We start from the raw sequence: 20,395 nt of genomic DNA, 5'->3' as shown, positions 1-20,395 counted from the left end.
ACGCTTGTGTTTCAGAGTTGTGTACCGAGCAGCACGTTGGACGGGGCGAACTGCACCCGCACCGGTTTATCGACCCCCAGGCCACGCGCGCGCAGGTCCAGCGGTTCGGCCAGTGCGCACAGGGTCTGGCCTGTGGGCAGGCCGATGCGCACTTCACTGGGGCCGTCCTCGGCGTCGAGGATTTCTTCGATGACGCCGGTCAGATCATTGTGTCCCGGTGTTGCCGGCGTTTCGACGGCCAGCAAGTCGAGCCAGCCAGCCTTGATCAGGGCGAAGACTTCGCTGCCCGGCTCCAGTGCCAGGCGCACGGTGCTGTCATGGGTGATCTGTGCATCCAGGCTCAAGCCTTCAGCCAGTTCCAGACGAATCAGGTCGTTGCGACCCTGGGCTTCGATGGTCTGGACCTTGCCGTGCAACTGGTTGCGGGCGCTGGTGCGCAGCATCAGGCGTCCGAGCAGGTTGAGGTCGCTGGCCTCTTCGGCGGCTTCGAGCACCTGGGCCTGCAGCGCTTGCAGCTTCTGGTACAGGCGCAGAATCCGCTCGCCCTCGCTCGACAGCTTGGCGCCGCCACCGCCCTTGCCGCCGACGCTGCGTTCCACCAGCGGTTTTTGCGCCAGGTTGTTCAGCTCGTCGATGGCATCCCACGCGGCCTTGTAGCTCAGGCCCGCGCTTTTCGCGGCACGGGTGATCGAGCCCTGTTCGGCGATGTGTTGCAGCAGCGCGATGCGTTGCGGGCGGCGGACGATGTATTGGGACAGCAGGGTGGACAGAGGCATGGCGGATATTCTGTAGGAGCGAGCTTGTCGAGGCGTCGAACCGTCGCGATGGACGTCAACGATAACACTGTCGGCCTGACACACCGCGGCGTTCTTGAGGCCATCGCGACGGTTCGACGTTTCGACAAGCTCGCTCCTACAGGGATCCCGATCAACCCGGTTTTGGTGTTCGCGCCAGGCAATACACATCGACCCGCGCAGCGCCGGCCTCCATCAACAGCCGCGCCAATGCCTGGGCGGTGGCGCCGGTCGTGAGCACGTCATCCACCAGCACCAGGTGGCGGCCGACGACCTGCGCACCGGGCACCAGGGCAAAGGCGTGACGCAGGTTCTTCTTGCGCGCCTCGGCCTTGAGTTCTTGTTGGGCGCTGGTGTCTTGTACGCGCTTGAGCAGGTGTTCGTCGCTGGCGATGTCCAGGCTGTCGCCCAGCCAGCGGGCCAGCATCACCGCCTGATTGAACCCGCGCTGACGCAAGCGCTTGACCGCGAGGGGTACCGGCACCAGGGCATCAGGGCGCGCCAGCCCTTCGTCGTAGCGATGTTGCAGGAACTGGGCGAGAAGTTCGCCGAGCAGGCGGCCATAGGGCCACTTCGCGTTGTGTTTGAAGCGGGTGATCAGGCTGTCCAGCGGAAAGTCGTACAGCCATGGTGCGACCACCCGCTGGAACGGCGGCGGTTCGTGCAGGCACTGGCCGCATGTCAGTCCTGCGGCGGGTAAGGGCAGGGCACAGGTCTGGCACTGATCGCCCAGCCACGGCAATTCGGTTTCGCAATCGGTGCAGATGGGCGTGGCCTCATCGGCGGGCTCGCTACAAAGCAAACAGATTTGTTTGTTTTTTAACCAGATGTAAACCGGTCCATCGTACTGCGGTTGACAGCGCATCGCTCTTCCTTAAATATGCCAAACATCCGTGTCGCGCCTGTGGTTATTCCCTGCCTCAGTCGCCAGCCTTGCCCCGTTCAGAATAAAGGTAACGCCCATGAGCGCCAGCACCTCCGCCACTTTGCGTCATGACTGGTCTTTGGCCGAAGTCAAAGCTCTCTTCGTCCAGCCATTCAATGACCTGTTGTTCCAGGCGCAGACCGTGCACCGCGCGCATTTCGACGCCAACCGCGTGCAGGTCTCCACGCTGCTGTCGATCAAGACCGGCGCCTGCCCGGAAGATTGCAAGTACTGCCCGCAGTCCGGCCACTACAACACCGGCCTGGAAAAAGAAAAGCTGATGGAAGTGCAGAAGGTCCTCGAGGAGGCTGCGCGCGCCAAAGCCATCGGTTCCACCCGTTTCTGCATGGGTGCGGCGTGGAAGCACCCATCGGCCAAGGACATGCCTTACGTGCTGAAGATGGTCGAAGGCGTGAAGGCCATGGGCCTGGAAACCTGCATGACCCTGGGGCGCCTGGACCAGGAGCAGACCGAAGCGCTGGCCAAGGCCGGCCTGGATTACTACAACCACAACCTCGACACCTCGCCCGAGTTCTACGGCAGCATCATCACCACCCGCACCTACAGCGAGCGCCTGCAAACCCTGGCCTACGTGCGTGATTCGGGGATGAAGATCTGCTCCGGCGGCATCCTCGGCATGGGCGAGTCGCTGGACGACCGCGCCAACCTGCTGATCCAGTTGGCCAACCTGCCGGAGCATCCGGAGTCGGTGCCGATCAACATGCTGGTGAAAGTCGCCGGCACACCGCTGGAAAATGCCGAAGACGTCGACCCGTTCGACTTCATCCGCATGCTCGCGGTTGCGCGCATCCTGATGCCGCAATCCCACGTGCGGCTGTCCGCTGGCCGCGAGGCCATGAACGAGCAGATGCAGGCCCTGGCGTTCTTCGCCGGCGCCAACTCGATTTTCTACGGCGAAAAACTGCTGACCACCGCCAACCCGCAGGCCGACAAGGACATGCAACTGTTCTCGCGCCTGGGCATCCTCCCGGAAGCCCGCGAGGAGCATGCCGACGAGGTGCATCAGGCGGCCATCGAGCAGGCGCTGGTGGAGCAGAAGAGTAGCGAGATGTTCTACAACGCGGCGGTTTGATATCGCGGCTTGAAGTACAACCCCACACTTTGTGGGAGCGGGCTTGCCCGCGATAGCTGTGTGACATTCAACATAGATGTCGACAGATTGATTGCTATCGCGGGCAAGCCCGCTCCCACATGTCCAGTGTCTACATTCATTGCTGTCCGAGGCCTGCATGTCTTTCGATCTCGCCGCACGCCTGGCTGCCCGTCGTGCCGAAAACCTCTACCGCCAACGCCCCCTGCTCGAAAGCCCGCAAGGCCCCGAGGTGGTGGTTGATGGCCAGCCATTGCTGGCGTTCTGCAACAACGATTACCTGGGCCTGGCCAATCATCCGCTGGTGATTGAAGCCTGGCGCGCGGGCGCTGCGAAGTGGGGCGTCGGTGGTGGTGCTTCGCACCTGGTGATCGGTCACAGCGGCCCGCACCACGCACTGGAAGAAGCCCTGGCCGACCTGACCGGGCGCCCGCGTGCGCTGTTGTTCACCACCGGCTACATGGCCAACCTCGGCGCGGTGACCGCGCTGGTGGGGCAGGGCGATACGGTGCTCGAAGACCGCCTCAATCATGCCTCGCTGCTCGATGCCGGCCTGTTGTCCGGCGCGCGTTTCAGCCGTTACCTGCACAACGACGCGGCGAGCCTGGCCAATCGCCTTGAGAAGGCCACCGGCAACACCCTGGTGGTCACCGACGGCGTGTTCAGCATGGACGGCGACATCGCCGACCTGCCGGCGCTGGCCCGCGAGACCAAGGCCAAGGGCGCCTGGTTGATGGTCGATGACGCCCACGGTTTTGGCCCCTTGGGCGCCAATGGCGGCGGGATCGTCGAGCATTTCGGCCTGAGCCAGGACGACGTACCGGTGCTGGTCGGCACGCTCGGCAAGGCATTCGGCACGGCGGGCGCCTTCGTCGCTGGCAGCGAAGAGCTGATCGAGAGTCTGATCCAGTTCGCCCGGCCCTACATCTACACCACCAGCCAGCCACCGGCCCTGGCCTGCGCGACGCTCAAGAGCCTCGAATTGCTGCGCACCGAACATTGGCGGCGTGAACATCTGAACCGGCTGATCCGCCAGTTCCGCCAGGGCGCCGAGCAGATCGGCCTGACCCTGATGGACAGCTTCACGCCGATCCAGCCGATCCTGATCGGCGATGCCGGGCGCGCGGTGCGCCTGTCGCAGATGCTGCGCGAACGCGGCCTGATGGTCACGGCGATCCGCCCGCCAACCGTGCCCGCCGGCAGCGCGCGCCTGCGCGTGACCCTGACCGCCGCCCACAGCGAGGCACAGGTGCAGCTATTGTTAGAGGGACTGGCCGATTGTTTTCAACAACTGGGACCGGAGCCAAGCCATGCGTGACCGCCTGATCCTGCTGCCCGGCTGGGGCCTCGGTATTTCCGTGCTGGAGCCCCTGGCTGCGGCGCTGCAAGGGCTGGATGAACACCTGCGGGTCGAGATCGAGCCGCTGCCGGAAGTCGACTCCAGTGACCCTGAAGACTGGCTCGATGAGCTCGACGCCAGCGTGCCCCAGGACGCCTGGCTGGGCGGCTGGTCCCTGGGCGGCATGCTCGCCTCGGCGTTGGCGGCACGGCGCGGTGATCGCTGCTGCGGCTTGCTGACCCTGGCGAGCAATCCTTCGTTTGTCGCCCATGAACAGTGGCCGAGCGCGATGGCGGGCGAGACGTTCGACGCTTTCCTGGCCGGCTGCCAGGCTGATCCGCGCACGACCCTCAAGCGTTTTTCGCTGCTGTGCGCCCAGGGCGCCGAAGACCCGCGCGGACTTTCACGGCTGCTGCTGGGTGGCGCGCCGAACACCGCGCCTTCTGTGTTGATGAGCGGCCTGGAGCTGCTTGCCCGGCTCGATACCCGCGAGGCCCTGCAAGCGTTCCGGGGGCCGCAACTGCACCTGTTCGCCGGGCTCGACGGGCTGGTGCCCGCCGAAACGGCCGGTGAGTTGCTGGCCTTGCTGCCGGATGTCGAAATCGGCCTGATCGAACAGGCCAGCCACGCGTTTCTCCTGGAGGACCCGCACGGAGTGGCGGGGGCGATCCAGGCCTTTTTGCATGAGTGCGGTGATGACTGATTTATCCCTTCCCAACCTGCCCGGTGCCTTGCCGGACAAGCGCCAGGTGGCGGCGTCCTTTTCCCGGGCAGCGGCCAGCTACGACAGCGTGGCCGAGTTGCAGCGCAATGTCGGCGAGCAGTTGCTGAGCCGATTGCCAGCCGATTTCGTACCGGGTCGCTGGCTCGACCTGGGATGCGGCACCGGGCATTTCAGTCGGGTGCTGGCCGAGCGTTTTCCCGAGGGCAGCGGCGTGGCGCTGGACATCGCCGAAGGCATGCTCAATCACGCCCGTCCGCTGGGCGGCGCCACGCACTTTGTCGCGGGCGATGCCGAGCGCCTGCCGCTGCGTGATGCCACCTGCGACCTGATCTTCTCCAGCCTGGCGGTACAGTGGTGCGGCGACTTCAACGCGGTGCTCGATGAAGCGTTGCGCGTACTCAAACCTGGCGGAATGTTCGCGTTTGCTAGTCTGTGCGTGGGCACGCTGGCGGAGTTGCGCGACAGTTGGCGGCAAGTGGACGGCATGGTGCACGTCAATCGCTTTCGCCAGTTCGCCGATTACCAGACGTTGTGCGGGGCCAGTGGCCTGCGGGTCGTGGGCCTGCAAACCCGCCCGCACGTGCTGCATTACCCGGATGTGCGCAGCCTGACCCACGAGCTCAAGGCACTGGGTGCGCACAACCTCAACCCCGGGCGGCCGGGTGGTTTGACCGGGCGGGCGCGGATACTCGGCCTGGTCGAGGCCTATGAGCAGTTTCGACAGGCCCAGGGCCTGCCGGCGACTTATCAAGTGGTGTATGCCGTTTTGGAGAAACCCTTATGAGCGCAGCGTATTTCATCACCGGCACCGATACCGATGTCGGCAAGACCACCGTCGCCGCAGGCCTCCTGCACGCGGCACGGCTGGCAGGGCAGAGCACCGCTGCGGGCAAACCGGTGGCCTCGGGGTGTGACGTGACGCCCAAGGGCCTGCGCAACTCCGATGCGCTGGCGTTGCTGGCTGAATGCTCGCTGCCGCTCAAGTATGCCCAGGTCAATCCGGTCGCGTTCGAGCCGGCCATCGCCCCGCATCTGGCGGCGCGGGAGGCGGGCGTGGCGTTGACCGTGCAATCGCTGCTGGCCCCAATGCGCCAGATACTGGAGATGCAGGCCGATTTCACCCTGATCGAAGGCGCGGGCGGCTGGCGTGTGCCGCTGGCCGATCAGGACAACCTGTCGGACCTGGCCATGGCGCTGGATCTGCCGGTGATTCTGGTGGTCGGCGTGCGGCTGGGGTGCATCAGCCATGCGTTGCTCACCGCCGAGGCGATTGCCCATGACGGTTTGCAACTGGCGGGTTGGGTGGCCAACATCATCGACCCGAAAACCTCGCGCCTGGAAGAAAACCTCGCGACCTTGGCTGAACGCATTCCTGCGCCGTGCCTGGGGCGAGTGCCGAAGCTCAAGCAGGTGACAGCGGAGGCGGTTGCCGAACACCTTCAACTGGATCTTTTGGACTGAGGTTTCGGTTTTCACTATGACAAGGCACTGTGCCATTAGTGTTTTTGTCGGGCGTTATGCCGCCATCTCTGCTTCAATAGGCGGCGTTGATCCTTTTTCAGGACGAGTTCTCCCATGGAAATCTCAGGAAATACCGCTTTTTATGCCGGTCTGAGCACTATTCAGACAGGGCAGAACCGTGTCGATCAGGCGTCTGGCCAGATTGCCAACAATACGATCGAGCGTTCGGTGACCAGCCAGTCCTCCAACGTTCAGGTCGATCGCCTGCGTTCGGTCGATCGCAGTCAGCAATCGGACATCGAAAGCAGCATGATCGAAATGGCCCAGGGCAAGTTCCAGGTCGAGGCCGGCGTCAAGGTGGCCAAGGCTTCCGACGAAGTGCTCGGCACGCTGATCGACACCTTCGCCTGATCCCGCGCTCGATCCGCATCACCAACGCCGCGACCTTTCGCGGCGTTTTTGTCTGTAAGTCCTTCTGCGCCAACTAAACTTTGCTCCACGACAGCCTTCATGCGGCGCCATGTCGCGTCTTCGCGTGTCCGGCATTTGCATAGGGCGATGACGAACGGCAAAAGAACGATGCTTGACAAGATTTGGGCGTAAACGTATGTTTCAAACAACTGTTTGACCGTCACAACAATTTCAGCGGTCGTTCATTCCCGGTTACATCAGCAGAGGTTTATCGCTATGCCTGACTACAAGGCCCCCTTGCGTGATATTCGCTTCGTTCGTGACGAACTGCTCGGCTACGAAGCGCACTATCAGAGCCTTCCGGCCTGCGCAGACGCCACTCCGGACATGGTTGACGCCATTCTCGAAGAAGGCGCCAAGTTTTGTGAGCAGGTGCTGGCGCCGCTGAACCGTGTGGGCGACCTCGAAGGCTGCACCTGGAGCGAGTCCGGCGTTAAGACCCCGACCGGCTTCAAGGAAGCCTACAAGCAATTCGTCGATGGCGGCTGGCCAAGCCTGGCCCATGACGTCGAGCACGGTGGTCAGGGCCTGCCTGAGTCGCTGGGCCTGGCGGTCAGCGAAATGGTCGGCGAAGCCAACTGGTCGTGGGGCATGTACCCAGGCCTGTCCCACGGCGCGATGAACACCATCTCCGAGCACGGCACCCCTGAGCAGCAAGAGGCGTACCTGACCAAGCTGGTTTCCGGTGAGTGGACCGGCACCATGTGCCTGACCGAGCCGCACTGCGGCACCGACCTGGGCATGCTGCGCACCAAGGCCGAACCTCAGGCCGACGGTTCCTACAAGGTATCCGGCACCAAGATCTTCATCTCGGCCGGTGAACACGACATGGCCGACAACATCGTCCACATCGTGCTGGCCCGCCTGCCGGACGCTCCGGCTGGCACCAAAGGCATTTCGCTGTTCATCGTGCCCAAGTTCCTGCCAAACGCAGACGGCTCGATCGGTGCGCGTAACGCCGTGTCCTGCGGTTCCCTGGAACACAAGATGGGCATCCACGGCAACGCCACCTGCGTGATGAACTTCGACGCGGCCACCGGTTTCCTGATCGGCCCGGCGAACAAAGGCCTGAACTGCATGTTCACCTTCATGAACACCGCTCGCCTGGGCACCGCGCTGCAAGGCCTGGCCCACGCCGAAATCGGCTTCCAGGGCGGTCTGAAATACGCTCGCGATCGCCTGCAAATGCGTTCGCTGACTGGCCCGAAAGCACCGGACAAAGCCGCTGACCCGATCATCGTGCACCCGGACGTACGTCGCATGCTGCTGACCATGAAAGCGTTCGCCGAAGGCAACCGCGCAATGGTCTACTTCACTGCCAAGCAGGTCGACATCGTCAAATACGGCGTGGACGAAGAAGAGAAGAAGAAAGCCGACGCACTGCTGGCGTTCATGACGCCAATCGCCAAGGCCTTCATGACCGAAGTCGGTTTCGAATCGGCCAACCACGGCGTGCAGATCTACGGCGGCCACGGCTTCATCGCCGAATGGGGCATGGAGCAGAACGTTCGCGACAGCCGCATTTCGATGCTGTACGAAGGCACCACCGGTATCCAGGCACTCGACCTGCTGGGCCGTAAAGTGCTGATGACCCAGGGCGAAGCACTCAAAGGCTTCACCAAGATCGTCCACAAGTTCTGCCAGAACAACGAAGGCAACGAAGCTGTCCAGGAATTCGTCGCGCCGCTGGCTGCACTGAACAAGGAATGGGGCGAGCTGACCATGAAGGTCGGTATGGCTGCCATGAAAGACCGCGAAGAAGTCGGCGCGGCCTCCGTGGACTACCTGATGTACTCCGGTTACGCCTGCCTGGCCTACTTCTGGGCCGACATGGCGCGCCTGGCCGCCGAGAAGCTGGCTGCCGGCACCACCGACACGGCGTTCTACACCGCCAAGCTGCAGACTGCGCGCTTCTACTTCCAGCGCATCCTGCCGCGTACCCGCACTCACGTTGCAACCATGCTGTCGGGCGCCAACAACCTGATGGACATGAAAGAAGAAGACTTCGCACTGGGCTACTAAGCCTTAGCGCGATGCCTTGAAAAACCGCTGCTCCTTTGGGGGCGGCGGTTTTTTTTTGCGCAGTTTTCCCCCGAAGTCGGGTGCCTTGCCCCAACGCTTCCGGCGCCGGGTTACCTGAGACCCTTGGGTTAATTGATTCAAAATATTTCCAAATGGGGTGGCAAATTAATTGCACCGCACCGATCAACCGGTGCTCGACCAATAGCTCGCAGAAGCCTCACGCCCGGCCACTTAATAACAACAGTCAGGGTGAAGCTCATGAACATCAGTCGACTCGTTCGTTTGACCTTCTGGTTACCCATCGCGCTGTCCGCCCACAGTGTCCTGGCAGCCAACGCCGCCGAGGTGGATCCGCCCGTGCCGGAAGTCCCCAGCCTGCAGTCGTTGCGCGGCATGGTGCCACCCGACCCGTCGGGTACCGAGGGAGGACGCAAGGTCGACCTGATGACCGACTACGTACTCAGCCGCAGCGCAGCGATCCTGTTGGGCAAGGCGCTGTTCTGGGACATGGAGGTCGGCAGCGACAGCGCCACCGCCTGCGCGTCCTGTCACTTCCATGCCGGGGTCGATCACCGGATCACCAACCAGATCAACCCTGGCCAGGCCAACACCAACGCCAACGTGGCCTCGATCTTTCACAAGCCGTTCACCGCTTCCGACATCCCCGGTGACGTGGCGTCCTACGCGACCCTGTCCGGCGGCAAGGGCGGGCCGAACTACACGCTGAAAAAGACCGATTTTCCCACCCATGTGTTGGTCAACCCGCTGGACCGCGATTCGGCCATCGCCTATTCCAGCGATGACGTGATCGGCTCGCAAGGCGTGTTCGACGCCAACTTCGTCAAGCCCAATCAACCGCGTTTCGACAAGTGCACGCAGCAGCCGGACGGTATTTTCCAGGTCGGCGGCATCAACGTCCGCCGCGCGACCGGGCGTAATGCGCCGTCGGTGATCAACGCGGCGTTCAATGTGCGCAACTTCTGGGATGGGCGGGCCAACAACGTGTTCAACGGCTTCTCGCCCTTCGGCAATCGCGACCCCGATGCCGGGATTTTCGTCACCAGCGACCGCAGCGGCGTGGCCAGCAAAGTGCGCCTGGCGCTCAACGATGCGTCTGCCGCTTCGCAAGCCGTCGGCCCACCCGGCAGCGCCGTGGAGATGTCCTGCGGCGGGCGCACCTTCGCTGATATCGGTCGGCGTATGCTCGATACGCTGATGCTCAAGCAACAGCGGATTTCCTCGACCGACTCGGTGCTGGGCCCGGTGTCCGGCGCACGCCGGCCGACCTACCGCGAACTGATCAAGGCGGCCTTCCAGCCGCGGCTGTGGAACGCCACGCAACCGGTGTCGCTGGGCGGTGCGTCCTACACGCAGATGGAGGCGAACTTCCCGTTGTTCTTCGGGCTGGCGATTCAGATGTACGAATCGACGCTGATTTCCGACCAGGCACCGCTCGACGCCTATCTGCAAGGCGATCATCAAGCGATGAACGCGCAGCAGGTCGAAGGCATGAACCTGTTCCTCGGCAAGGGCAAGTGCGTCAGTTGCCATGGTGGCGCGGAGCTGACCAATGCCGGCAGTCGCCTGTTGTTCCACCCGCGCGAGCGTATCGAGCGGATGGTCATGGCGGACAACCTGACCACGCTGTACGACAACGGCTTCTACAACACCGGGGTACGCCCAACCTCGGAAGACCTGGCACTGGGCGGCACCGACGCCTGGGGCAACCCCCTGGCCTTCACCCGCGAGTACAACACCCAGATCCAGGGTGCCAAGGTGCCTGACCCGCTGGATGTTGACGTGTGCACCTTCGAAGCGCCGTTGAGTGCGGCGCTACCCTGCGATGCGACGCTCAAGCCCACGGTGGGGTTTCGCGACGCGGTCGACGGTGCCTTCAAGACGCCGACGCTGCGCAACATCGCCCTGACCGGTCCGTATTTCCACAACGGCAGTCGCTCGACGCTCAGGCAAGTCATGGAGTTCTACAACCGTGGCGGCGACCGGCGTGGTTCGGACGCCAACAACACCAGCGGCTTCGATCACGCCAGCGTCAACCAGCACAACACCTCGAACCTCGACCCGGACATGACTGCGCTGAATCTGAGCAGCGACGAGATCGATGCCTTGGTCAAATTCATGGAAGTGGGCCTGACCGACCCGCGTGTGTCATGGGAACAAGCGCCGTTCGATCACCCGTCGCTGGCCATTCCCCAGGGGCACGTGGGCGATGAAAACGCGGTGACACCGAAACCGGTCAGCCCGAAGATCACGACCCGCCAGGCCACCGATGCGCTGATTACGCTCAAGCCTGTCGGTGCCGAGGGACGGAGTGCTGCGGAGGGGCCGTTGCAGCCGTTCTATAACGATCTTTGATGGCTGGAAGCACGTAACGGGGTGCAGGTTGCATCCCGTTACACAGCCGCATTAAAAAAACCTGAGTAATTGACTCAGAAAGTCAGGGTTTCTGCCGTTAAAGTATGTGGGCACATTGCCATCTATTGATCTGACGGGTCGGAGCTTTACCCTTGCCGCGTTCTTCCGCTGTACGTTTCAGTCATTTTTTGCCGTCACTGCTGCTGTTGCTCTCGGGACTGGCGGCAGCGTACGTCAAGGACCTGAACGTCTTCTTCACCTCACTGTTCAACGTGCTGCCGACGTTGGTGCTGTTGCTCGGCGGTGCTTATTGCGCGGTTTACCGACGTCAGCGTGAACTGTTTCTGATGGTCACGGTGTACATCGCCTACTTCCTGCTCGACACCCAGACCGACTACTACCGCGACAATGGCCGGGTGCGTGACGACGCCGCAGTGATTTTTCACTTGTGCTGCCTGCTGCTGCCCTTGATGTTCGGTTTGTTCGCCGCGTGGCAGGAGCGCACCCACCTGTTCCAGGACATGGTCGCGCGGTTCGCCGTGCTGCTGGCGGTCGGCAGCGTAGCGTTGGGCCTGGAGCAAAGTTACCCACAGCCGCTGCTGATGTGGCTGTCGGAAATCCGCTGGCCAGCCCTGCACGGGGCCTGGATGAGTCTGATCCAGTTGTCCTACCCGGTGTTCCTGGTGGTTTTCCTGCTGCTGGGCTGGCAGTACTGGCGCAACCCGCGTCCGCTGCACGCCGCGCAACTGGTGGGCCTGCTCGGCCTGTTCTGGGCCTTGCCGAAAACCTTCATCCTGCCGTTCACCCTCAACATCATGTGCAGCCAGGTGATGCTGATGATCGCCGCCGCGGTCGCCCATGAAGCCTATCAAATGGCGTTCCGTGATGAGCTCACCGGCCTGCCGGGGCGTCGTGCGTTGAACGAGCGCATGCAGCGCCTGGGGCGCAACTACGTGTTGGCGATGAGCGACGTCGACCACTTCAAGAAATTCAACGACACCCATGGTCACGATGTCGGCGACCAGGTGCTGCGGCTGGTGGCCAGCAAGCTGTCGAAAATCGGCGGTGGCGGCAGGGCCTATCGCTACGGCGGTGAGGAATTTGCCCTGGTGTTTGCCGGCAAGACGCTCGAGGAATGTCTGCCGCATCTGGAAGTCATCCGCGAGTCGATCGAGACCTACAGCATTCACCTGCGCAACCAGGACAGCCGACCTCAGGACGACCAGCAAGGGCGCCAGCGCCGCTCCGGTTCTTCGGCTTCCACGGTATCGGTCACGGTCAGCATCGGCGTGGCCGAACGGGTGGACCAGCGCAACCCGGAAAAAGTGCTCAAGTCCGCCGACGAAGCGCTCTATGCCGCCAAGGGTGCCGGGCGTAACTGCGTGATGGCCTATGGGCAGAATCGCCGTGGCGCGGTGCGCACGGAAGCGGCTGCGGGTTGAGTGATGATGGCGCATTCATCGTCTGGACTGTGATTGTGGGGGGCGGTTGGCGGCAGTAGGTTGGGGGGATCTGCTACCGGAGAAATGACCATGCCCGAGTACAAGGCCCCCCTGCGTGACATGCGGTTCCTGATCGACCACGTCTTCGAATTTCACGGTAACTACGCGGCCCTGGGCGCCACTGAAGCCAGCCCGGACATGGTCAGTGCGATCCTCGAAGAAGGCGCGAAATTCTGCGAAAACGTGCTCGCCCCGCTCAATCGCAGCGGCGACGAGGAAGGCTGCCATTTCGACAATGGTGTGGTGACCACGCCGGCCGGCTTCAAGCAGGCGTTCGCCCAGTACGTCGAAGGTGGCTGGCATGGCTTGGCGGCCGATCCTGCCTACGGCGGCCAGGGTTTGCCGAGTTCCCTCGGGCTGGTCATCAGCGAGATGGTCGGCTCCAGCAACACCTCCTGGGGCATGTACCCCGGCCTGACCCACGGGGCGATGTCGGCCATTCACGCCCACGGCACCCAGGCGCAGAAAGACACCTATCTGAGCAAGCTGACCGCCGGCCAGTGGACCGGCACCATGTGCCTGACCGAAGCCCACTGCGGCACTGACCTTGGCATCATCAAGACCCGCGCCGTGCCTGCGGCGGACGGCAGCTATGCGATCTCCGGCAGCAAGATCTTCATCTCGGCCGGCGAGCACGACATGAGCGACAACATCATTCACCTGGTGTTGGCGAAACTGCCGGATGCACCGGCGGGCACCAAGGGCATTTCGCTGTTCATCGTGCCCAAGTTCCTGCCCGATGCCCAGGGCGAGGCCGGTGAACGCAATGGCGTGTCCTGCGGTTCGATCGAACACAAGATGGGCATCAAGGCCTCGGCCACCTGCGTGCTCAACTTCGATGGCGCCAAGGGCTTCCTCATCGGCGAGCCGAACAAGGGCCTGAACTGCATGTTCACCATGATGAACCATGCGCGTCTCGGCACCGGCATGCAGGGCCTTTGCCTGGGCGAAGCGAGCTTCCAGGGGGCGATCAAGTACGCCAACGACCGCTTGCAGATGCGTGCGCTGACCGGCCCCAAGGCGCCGGAAAAAGCTGCCGACCCGATCATCGTCCATCCCGATGTGCGACGCATGTTGCTGACCATGAAAGCCTTCAACGAAGGCAACCGCGCGCTGACCTATTTCACCGCGCAACTGCTGGATGTCGCGCATCTGAGCAGCGATGAAAGCGCGCGCCAGGACGCCGAGGACCTGCTGGCCTTCCTGACGCCGATCTGCAAGGCCTTCATGACCGACACCGGGCTGGAAGTGACCAACCATGGCATGCAGGTGTTTGGCGGTCACGGGTTCATCCGTGAGTGGGGCATGGAGCAGTTGGTGCGTGACTGCCGGATCGCGCCGATCTACGAGGGCACCAACGGCATCCAGGCGCTGGACCTGCTGGGGCGCAAAGTGCTCGGCAGCCAGGGCAAGCTGTTGCGTGGCTTCACCAAAATCGTCCACAAGTTCTGCGCGGCGAACGCCGGGCATGCGCAGCTGGGCAGCTACGTGACGCAACTCAACGAGCTGAACCAGCAGTGGGGCGAAGTGACCACGCGGATCGGCATGGCGGCGATGAAGAACCCGGATGAAGTCGGTGCCGCCTCCGTGGACTACCTGATGTACAGCGGTTACATCGTCCTGGCCTATCTGTGGTTGCGCATGGCGCTGGTGGCGCAAGCCCGACTGGAGTCGGGCGAGGCCGATGCCGAGTTCTGTCGCAGCAAGCTGGCCACCTGCGAGTTCTACTTCAAGCGCTTGCTGCCGCGCACGGCCGCTCATCGCGCCGCTATCGAAGCGGGCAGCGATTGCCTGATGTCGCTGTCGGCGGAGTCATTCGCACTCTGATCTTCAGGTCTTGAATGCGTCGCGAGCCAGCCGCTGATCCGGCTGGTTCGCGAGCGCGTTTTACCGGTCATGAAAATGCAATGACTAAAAATTACAAAAGGGTCACGAGTTGACCCTATGTGTCGCAAAAGTTGTTGGGTTACACTCGGGCCCAACGAGACACACTTCCTACGAATTACCTGTAAAAGATCTTGCGAGGTTTGCCATGGCTGACTACAAAGCGCCCCTGCGCGATATGCGCTTCGTCCTCAATGAAGTTTTCGAGGTCGCCAAACTCTGGGCCGAACTGCCTGCACTGGCTGACAGCGTCGATGCAGAAACCGTTGAAGCCATTCTTGAAGAAGCCGGCAAGGTCACCAGCAAAAGCATCGCGCCTCTGAGCCGTGCAGGGGACGAAGAAGGTTGTCATTGGGCGGAAGGTGCCGTCACCACGCCGGCAGGTTTCCCACAGGCTTACCAGACGTATGCCGAAGGCGGTTGGGTCGGTGTCGGCGGTGATCCGGCCTACGGCGGCATGGGTATGCCCAAGGCCGTTTCGGCGCAGGTCGAGGAAATGGTCAACTCGGCGAGCCTGGCATTCGGCCTGTACCCGATGCTGACGGCCGGCGCCTGCCTGTCGATCAACGCCCACGCCAGCGAAGAGCTGAAGGCCGCCTACCTGCCGAACATGTACGCCGGCATCTGGGCCGGTTCCATGTGCCTGACCGAGCCGCACGCCGGCACGGACCTGGGGATTATCCGCACCAAGGCCGAGCCACAGGCGGACGGTTCCTACAAAGTCAGCGGCACCAAGATCTTCATCACCGGCGGCGAACACGACCTGACCGAGAACATCATCCACCTGGTGCTGGCGAAACTGCCGGACGCACCGGCCGGGCCGAAAGGCATCTCGCTGTTCCTGGTGCCGAAGGTCCTGGTCAATGCCGATGGCAGCCTGGGCGCGCGCAACCCGGCGAACTGCGGTTCGATCGAACACAAGATGGGCATCCAGGCGTCCGCCACCTGCGTGATGAACTTCGACGAAGCGGTGGGTTACCTGGTCGGCGAGCCGAACAAGGGCCTGGCGGCAATGTTCACCATGATGAACTACGAGCGTCTGGGCGTAGGTATCCAGGGTCTGGCAACGGGTGAACGTTCCTACCAGAACGCCGTTGAGTACGCCCGCGACCGCCTGCAAAGCCGTTCGCCGACCGGTGCACAGAACAAGGACAAAGTGGCTGACCCGATCATCGTCCACCCGGATGTACGTCGCATGCTGCTGACCATGAAGGCTGCGAACGAGGGCGGTCGGGCGTTTTCCACCTACGTCGCCATGCAGCTCGATACCGCCAAGTTCAGCGAAGACGCCGCCACCCGCAAGCGTGCGGAAGATTTGGTGGCATTGTTGACCCCGGTCGCCAAGGCCTTCCTCACCGACCTGGGCCTGGAAACCACCGTCCACGGCCAGCAGGTGTTCGGCGGCCACGGTTACATCCGTGAATGGGGCCAGGAGCAACTGGTGCGCGATGTGCGAATCACCCAGATCTACGAAGGCACCAACGGTATCCAGGCGCTGGACCTGGTCGGGCGCAAGGTCGTGGGCAGTGGCGGCGTGTTCTACAAGCTGTTCGCCGACGAGATTCGTCATTTCACCGCGACGGCCAGCGCCGACCTGGGCGAGTTCACCAAGCCATTGAATGACGCGCTGACCACACTCGATGAATTGACTGCGTGGCTGCTGGATCGCGCGAAGAACAACCCGAACGAAATCGGCGCAGCTTCGGTCGAGTACCTGCAAGCCTTCGGTTATGTGGCCTACGCTTACATGTGGGCATTGATGGCCAAGGCGGCGTTGGGCAAGGAGGCGCAGGACGACTTCTACGCCAGCAAAGTGGGCACGGCGCGATTCTATTTCGCGCGCCTGCTGCCGCGGATTCATTCGCTCAGCGCGTCGGTGAAGGCGGGTAGCGAGTCGCTGTTCCTGCTGGACGCCGCACAGTTCTGACCCCAAGGCGTCGTGTAAGCATTCTCTTACACGACGTGCTGCACTTCTCCCATAGATGCCGATTGGATCCACGGCTAATCTACTTCACATGGACGTCGCGCAGGAAAGCGCAAAGTAACAACACGGACACGTAGGATTCTGCCAGGACGGCGGAGTGAAATGGATGTCAGGGAAACAGTCTGCAAAGCCCCGCTTCGGCGGGGTTTTCTTATTCCCGCAGAAAAATACTCAGCTCAGCCCGTCCAGGGTGCTCGAACGTTCATCGGTACTGCTCATCACTTCTTCCAGCAAGGTTCGCAGCAGCGTCATCGACGCCTGTTGACGTTGCACGTCACGACACACCAAACCTACCTTCAACGGTACTCGCGGCTCGGTCAGCGGTTTCCACAGCAGCTCATGGCTGCCCAGCGCTTTTTGCGAGCGGCCCGGAAGCACGGTGGCCAATCGGGTATGGGGCAGGCTGTCGAGGATCCCCGCCATGTTATTCAGCTCCGCCTGGACTTGCGGACGTCGGCCGAGGCTGGCCAGTTGCGTCTGCCAGATCTGCCGCACCTGAAACTCCTCGCCCAGCAGCAACATCGGCAACTCGGCGGCCTGGCCCATGGAAACCTTCTTGAATTCGCGCAACGGATGATCCGCCGGGATGACGAGGGTCAGCTCATCTTCGTACAGCATCACGCCATGCAATCCCGGTTGGCGCGGTGGCAGGTAGCTGATGCCAATGTCCAGCGAGCCGTTGAGCAGCCTTCGCTCGATCTCCAGCCCTGACAGCTCATAGATCTGCACCACCAGATGGGGCTGCGCCTTGCGTACCCGTTCGAGCATCTGCGGTACCAGGCTGGTGTGCACCGTTTGCAACACGCCGATGGCCAGGGTTCGCAGCGCCTGGCCCTTGAAGTTGCCCAGTGCTTCCCGGGCTCGCTGCAAGCCGTCGAGCAGCGGCAGGGCATGGTTGTACAGCGTGTGCGCAGCCAGGGTGGGCAGCAGGCGCTTGCTGCTGCGTTCGAACAGGCTGACATCGAGGTTTTGTTCAAGCTGGCGGATCTGCTGCGACAGGGCCGGCTGGGAGATCGACAGGCGTTCGGCCGCCCGCCCGACATGCCCCTCTTCGTAGACCGCGACGAAATAACGCAGTTGCTTGAAATCCATAAGTTCTGCTTATCGAAAATACTGGGAAATCGAAATGGCCCACGGCCCTTCATCAGCCTAGTCTAACCGCATTCACTAGGCTTACAGGGCCAGAAAGCGCGATGAGTACCATTCACCGAAAGGGTGTTTGCATAGGCAAGACAAAAAACCTCAAACGAGGTTTTTTCGCATGAATCTGTTCAGCCTACGGCGCAGCACGCCCAGCCTCGACGACCTGCACGCGCAGGACTTCATGTCGGCCCCGGGTGACGCTTCGTCCAGTGAATGCCTGATGCCCAGCGTCGAGCGGCCCCGGCAGATCTTCGTGCGTGGCCAGGGCTCCTGGCTATGGGATAGCGAGGACCGCGCCTACCTGGACTTTTCCCAGGGCGGCGGCGCCAACAGCCTCGGGCACAGCCCTACGGCGCTGGTCAACGCCATCACCGCCCAGGCGCAATCGCTGATCAATCCAGGGTTCGGCCTGCATAACCGCGGCATGCTCAACCTCGCCGAACGCCTGTGCACCAGCACCGGCAGCGACCAGGCGTACCTGCTCAACACCGGCAGCGAGGCCTGTGAAGCGGCGATCAAACTGGCGCGCAAGTGGGGCCAGCTGCATCGCGGTGGCGCTTCGCGGATCATCGTGGCCAACAACGGCTGCCATGGTCGTAGCCTGGGGACGATTCCGGCGTCGGACAGTTCCAATCTGGCCAACCGCTTCGAACCGCAACTGCCGGGCTTCAGTCACGTACCGTTCAATGACCTGGCGGCGCTGCATGCCGCCGTCGATGCCCGGACCGTGGCGATCATGCTCGAACCGATCCAGAACGAAGCCGGGGTGATTGCGGCCACCGAGCACTACCTCAAGGGCGTCGAGCGCCTGTGCCGTGAACTGGGCATCCTGTTGATCCTGGACGAAGTGCAAACCGGTGTGGGCCGCCTCGGTACCTTGCTCGCCGAACAAACCTATGGGGTGCGGGCAGACATCGTCGTGCTCGGCAAAGGGCTGGGCGGCGGCGTGCCATTGGCGGCATTGCTGGCACGGGGCAAGGCCTGCTGTTTTGACGTGGGTGAACTGACCGGCACCCATCATGGCAACGCGCTGATGACAGCGGCCGGCCTGACTGTGCTGAGCAGCGTGCAGGAACGGGGGTTTCTCAAGCATGTGGAGCAAACCGGCCAGCACCTGCGTGAGGGGCTGATGCGCCTGGCCCATCGTTACGGTCATGGCGAACTGCGCGGCCAAGGCCTGCTGTGGGGCCTGAGCCTGTCCGACGACTCGGCAGGCGCCGTGGTCAAGGCAGCCCTCTCCGAAGGCCTGCTGCTCGACGCCCCGCAACCCGACTGCCTGCGCTTCACCCCGGCGCTGACCGTGAGCAACGCCAACATCGACGAAATGCTCCTGCGCCTGGCCCGCGCCTTTTCCCGCGTGCGCACGGCACAACTGCAATGCCGCAATGGAATTGCCGTCTGACAGCAACGTCCTGCACGAATTACCGAACCGTCTCGCGGTATAACGCGTCGCCCCACGTTTGATTCTTTTGGCGTGGGGCGTTTTTTTGTCTCGATGTTTTTCCAGACACCGATCAGCGCTTGAGCGATAGCGTGATCGGTGGTTTTTTAGTGCGCGTCGGCAAGGAGTGCCGATGCCCGCGCAGCGACAGTGTCGTTGAGCAGGTTTTGATTTCCATACCACTGGGTGGTATGTTTTTCAGGAAGGGATGCCGATGAGACCCAGGTTGTTCAAGACCAAGCGTTTTGCCGTTCAAGCCGGCAAGGCATGGATTGGTGATGACGAGCTTCGTGATGCTTTTGCCGAAATGCTCAAGGGCCAGGCTGAAAGCCTCGGCGGCGGAGTCTGGAAGAAGCGCCTGAATGCCAATCGGCATCGCTCGATCGTTGTGGCCAAAGGTGGGAGTTACTGGATCTATCAAGTGCTGTTTGCCAAGAAGGATCGGAGCAACATCAGCGCTGAAGAGTTAAGTGATTTGCGTGTCCTGGCCAAGGCTTACAGCGCAATGACCGAGAATGATGTCCAGCATTTACTGGATGCAAAGGAGTTTGTGGAGATAGCCCATGAGCAAAAAATTCAAAAGTGAAGTATTTGAGTCAATACACGAATCCGCCAGCGCCCTGTACGCCATCGGCGCAATCAGCAAGGCGACCATGCGCGGGTTCGATGAGTCCTGCCTTGCTACCGTTCCAGACGCGATCCCCGCGGAGCAGATCAAGGCGCTGCGCGAGCGCAACAATGTCAGCCAACCGGTGTTCGCACGTTACCTGAACACCAGTGCATCGACCGTGAAGCAATGGGAAGCCGGCGCCAAACACCCCAGCGGCATGGCGCTCAAATTGCTGAGCATCGTGCAGAAGCACGGGCTGGAAATACTGGCCTGAAGGCGCGAAGTGAACCCTGACGAACGGCACAGGTCGATTAGCTGTAGGGCTTTTGAGCCCCCTTCAAATCAGGAGCTGCCCCATGGATTTCATTCGTATCATCATCGCGATCATTCTGCCGCCCCTGGGTGTGTTTCTGCAGGTCGGCTTTGGCGGGGCGTTCTGGTTGAATATTCTGCTGACGCTGTGCGGTTACATCCCGGGGATCGTGCATGCGGTGTACATCATCGCCAAGCGCTGAGATTTGCGGCGACCGATAGGCCGTTATCGCTGGCAAGCCAGCTCCTACAGGGGATTGCGTAGCCTGTAGGAGCTGGCTTGCCAGCGATGGGAACGA

At 62.3% G+C, this 20,395-nt stretch carries 18 protein-coding genes; 15 read left to right on the top strand and 3 right to left on the bottom strand.

The features are described 5' to 3' along the window. Positions 1-11 precede the first annotated feature (11 nt). On the bottom strand, positions 12-776 hold the full coding sequence (locus tag ABVN20_RS11410; RefSeq protein ID WP_368555706.1) for a TOBE domain-containing protein: 765 nt from the start codon (positions 774-776) through the stop codon (positions 12-14). A 151-nt stretch (positions 777-927) separates the two neighbouring features. After that, positions 928-1,659, bottom strand: a complete 732-nt coding sequence (locus tag ABVN20_RS11405; RefSeq protein WP_368555705.1) for a ComF family protein — start codon at positions 1,657-1,659, stop codon at positions 928-930. Positions 1,660-1,756: 97 nt separating this feature from the next. On the opposite strand from ABVN20_RS11405, the gene bioB reads away from it, so the two are divergent. The 11 genes from bioB to ABVN20_RS11350 all read left to right on the top strand — a co-directional run bounded on the left by bioB (position 1,757) and on the right by ABVN20_RS11350 (position 16,533). Next, positions 1,757-2,812, top strand: coding sequence for a biotin synthase BioB (gene bioB / locus ABVN20_RS11400; protein WP_368555704.1), 1,056 nt, complete (start codon positions 1,757-1,759; stop codon positions 2,810-2,812). A gap of 157 nt (positions 2,813-2,969) precedes the next feature. Next, complete coding sequence (bioF, locus tag ABVN20_RS11395) at positions 2,970-4,148, top strand: 8-amino-7-oxononanoate synthase (protein WP_368555703.1); 1,179 nt, start codon at positions 2,970-2,972, stop codon at positions 4,146-4,148. Further along, complete coding sequence (locus ABVN20_RS11390) at positions 4,141-4,872, top strand: alpha/beta fold hydrolase (RefSeq protein ID WP_368555702.1); 732 nt, start codon at positions 4,141-4,143, stop codon at positions 4,870-4,872. Before bioF ends, ABVN20_RS11390 begins: the two co-directional genes overlap by 8 nt. Further along, complete coding sequence (gene bioC / locus ABVN20_RS11385; protein ID WP_368555701.1) at positions 4,865-5,677, top strand: malonyl-ACP O-methyltransferase BioC; 813 nt, start codon at positions 4,865-4,867, stop codon at positions 5,675-5,677. Before ABVN20_RS11390 ends, bioC begins: the two co-directional genes overlap by 8 nt. Then, positions 5,674-6,354: a dethiobiotin synthase gene (gene bioD, locus ABVN20_RS11380; protein ID WP_368555699.1), complete on the top strand. Its 681-nt coding sequence runs from the start codon at positions 5,674-5,676 to the stop codon at positions 6,352-6,354. The genes bioC and bioD overlap by 4 nt, the downstream gene beginning before the upstream one ends. A 114-nt stretch (positions 6,355-6,468) precedes the next feature. Further along, positions 6,469-6,765 (top strand): pyrroloquinoline quinone biosynthesis protein PqqE, encoded by a 297-nt coding sequence (locus tag ABVN20_RS11375; protein WP_368555697.1) that lies wholly within the window; start codon positions 6,469-6,471, stop codon positions 6,763-6,765. A gap of 276 nt (positions 6,766-7,041) precedes the next feature. Beyond that, positions 7,042-8,847: a phenylacyl-CoA dehydrogenase gene (locus ABVN20_RS11370; RefSeq protein WP_368555696.1), complete on the top strand. Its 1,806-nt coding sequence runs from the start codon at positions 7,042-7,044 to the stop codon at positions 8,845-8,847. Between the two features lie 258 nt (positions 8,848-9,105). After that, positions 9,106-11,220: a cytochrome-c peroxidase gene (locus ABVN20_RS11365; RefSeq protein WP_368555695.1), complete on the top strand. Its 2,115-nt coding sequence runs from the start codon at positions 9,106-9,108 to the stop codon at positions 11,218-11,220. 152 nt (positions 11,221-11,372) lie between these two features. Then, complete coding sequence (locus ABVN20_RS11360) at positions 11,373-12,662, top strand: GGDEF domain-containing protein (protein ID WP_368555694.1); 1,290 nt, start codon at positions 11,373-11,375, stop codon at positions 12,660-12,662. A 90-nt stretch (positions 12,663-12,752) separates the two neighbouring features. Beyond that, positions 12,753-14,549, top strand: a complete 1,797-nt coding sequence (locus tag ABVN20_RS11355; RefSeq protein ID WP_368555693.1) for an acyl-CoA dehydrogenase C-terminal domain-containing protein — start codon at positions 12,753-12,755, stop codon at positions 14,547-14,549. A gap of 205 nt (positions 14,550-14,754) precedes the next feature. Next, positions 14,755-16,533: an acyl-CoA dehydrogenase C-terminal domain-containing protein gene (locus ABVN20_RS11350; protein WP_368555692.1), complete on the top strand. Its 1,779-nt coding sequence runs from the start codon at positions 14,755-14,757 to the stop codon at positions 16,531-16,533. 228 nt (positions 16,534-16,761) lie between these two features. Here ABVN20_RS11350 and ABVN20_RS11345 read toward each other — a convergent pair whose 3' ends face one another. Further along, on the bottom strand, positions 16,762-17,682 hold the full coding sequence (locus ABVN20_RS11345; RefSeq protein ID WP_368555691.1) for a LysR family transcriptional regulator: 921 nt from the start codon (positions 17,680-17,682) through the stop codon (positions 16,762-16,764). A gap of 169 nt (positions 17,683-17,851) precedes the next feature. Between ABVN20_RS11345 and ABVN20_RS11340 the strand changes: the two genes are divergently transcribed. From ABVN20_RS11340 to ABVN20_RS11325, 4 genes are all read left to right on the top strand, one after another. Then, on the top strand, positions 17,852-19,135 hold the full coding sequence (locus ABVN20_RS11340) for an aspartate aminotransferase family protein (protein ID WP_368555690.1): 1,284 nt from the start codon (positions 17,852-17,854) through the stop codon (positions 19,133-19,135). 253 nt (positions 19,136-19,388) lie between these two features. Further along, positions 19,389-19,760: a type II toxin-antitoxin system RelE/ParE family toxin gene (locus ABVN20_RS11335; protein ID WP_368555689.1), complete on the top strand. Its 372-nt coding sequence runs from the start codon at positions 19,389-19,391 to the stop codon at positions 19,758-19,760. Continuing rightward, positions 19,738-20,058, top strand: coding sequence for a helix-turn-helix domain-containing protein (locus tag ABVN20_RS11330; RefSeq protein ID WP_368555687.1), 321 nt, complete (start codon positions 19,738-19,740; stop codon positions 20,056-20,058). The genes ABVN20_RS11335 and ABVN20_RS11330 overlap by 23 nt, the downstream gene beginning before the upstream one ends. An 82-nt stretch (positions 20,059-20,140) precedes the next feature. After that, the gene (locus ABVN20_RS11325) at positions 20,141-20,299 is read left to right on the top strand and encodes a YqaE/Pmp3 family membrane protein (protein ID WP_065259115.1); all 159 of its coding nucleotides are present in this window, start codon (positions 20,141-20,143) and stop codon (positions 20,297-20,299) included. Positions 20,300-20,395 lie beyond the last annotated feature (96 nt).

This window comes from Pseudomonas sp. MYb118, from assembly GCF_040947875.1.
Taxonomy (GTDB): Bacteria; Pseudomonadota; Gammaproteobacteria; order Pseudomonadales; family Pseudomonadaceae; genus Aquipseudomonas.
Note: the sequence above shows the minus strand (reverse complement) of the source record. Positions and strands in the feature narration are given on the sequence as shown.

Bases quoted from the DNA above. Each gene is read 5' to 3' on its own strand.
- ABVN20_RS11355 (WP_368555693.1), top strand. From the start codon at position 12,753: ATGCCCGAGTACAAGGCCCCCCTGCGTGACATGCGGTTCCTGATCGAC.
- ABVN20_RS11390 (WP_368555702.1), top strand. From the start codon at position 4,141: ATGCGTGACCGCCTGATCCTGCTGCCCGGCTGGGGCCTCGGTATTTCC.
- bioD (WP_368555699.1), top strand. From the start codon at position 5,674: ATGAGCGCAGCGTATTTCATCACCGGCACCGATACCGATGTCGGCAAG.
- ABVN20_RS11405 (WP_368555705.1), bottom strand. From the start codon at position 1,659: ATGCGCTGTCAACCGCAGTACGATGGACCGGTTTACATCTGGTTAAAA.
- bioC (WP_368555701.1), top strand. From the start codon at position 4,865: ATGACTGATTTATCCCTTCCCAACCTGCCCGGTGCCTTGCCGGACAAG.
- ABVN20_RS11335 (WP_368555689.1), top strand. From the start codon at position 19,389: ATGAGACCCAGGTTGTTCAAGACCAAGCGTTTTGCCGTTCAAGCCGGC.
- ABVN20_RS11365 (WP_368555695.1), top strand. From the start codon at position 9,106: ATGAACATCAGTCGACTCGTTCGTTTGACCTTCTGGTTACCCATCGCG.
- ABVN20_RS11345 (WP_368555691.1), bottom strand. From the start codon at position 17,682: ATGGATTTCAAGCAACTGCGTTATTTCGTCGCGGTCTACGAAGAGGGG.
- bioB (WP_368555704.1), top strand. From the start codon at position 1,757: ATGAGCGCCAGCACCTCCGCCACTTTGCGTCATGACTGGTCTTTGGCC.
- ABVN20_RS11350 (WP_368555692.1), top strand. From the start codon at position 14,755: ATGGCTGACTACAAAGCGCCCCTGCGCGATATGCGCTTCGTCCTCAAT.
- ABVN20_RS11375 (WP_368555697.1), top strand. From the start codon at position 6,469: ATGGAAATCTCAGGAAATACCGCTTTTTATGCCGGTCTGAGCACTATT.
- ABVN20_RS11370 (WP_368555696.1), top strand. From the start codon at position 7,042: ATGCCTGACTACAAGGCCCCCTTGCGTGATATTCGCTTCGTTCGTGAC.
- ABVN20_RS11330 (WP_368555687.1), top strand. From the start codon at position 19,738: ATGAGCAAAAAATTCAAAAGTGAAGTATTTGAGTCAATACACGAATCC.
- ABVN20_RS11325 (WP_065259115.1), top strand. From the start codon at position 20,141: ATGGATTTCATTCGTATCATCATCGCGATCATTCTGCCGCCCCTGGGT.
- ABVN20_RS11410 (WP_368555706.1), bottom strand. From the start codon at position 776: ATGCCTCTGTCCACCCTGCTGTCCCAATACATCGTCCGCCGCCCGCAA.
- bioF (WP_368555703.1), top strand. From the start codon at position 2,970: ATGTCTTTCGATCTCGCCGCACGCCTGGCTGCCCGTCGTGCCGAAAAC.
- ABVN20_RS11340 (WP_368555690.1), top strand. From the start codon at position 17,852: ATGAATCTGTTCAGCCTACGGCGCAGCACGCCCAGCCTCGACGACCTG.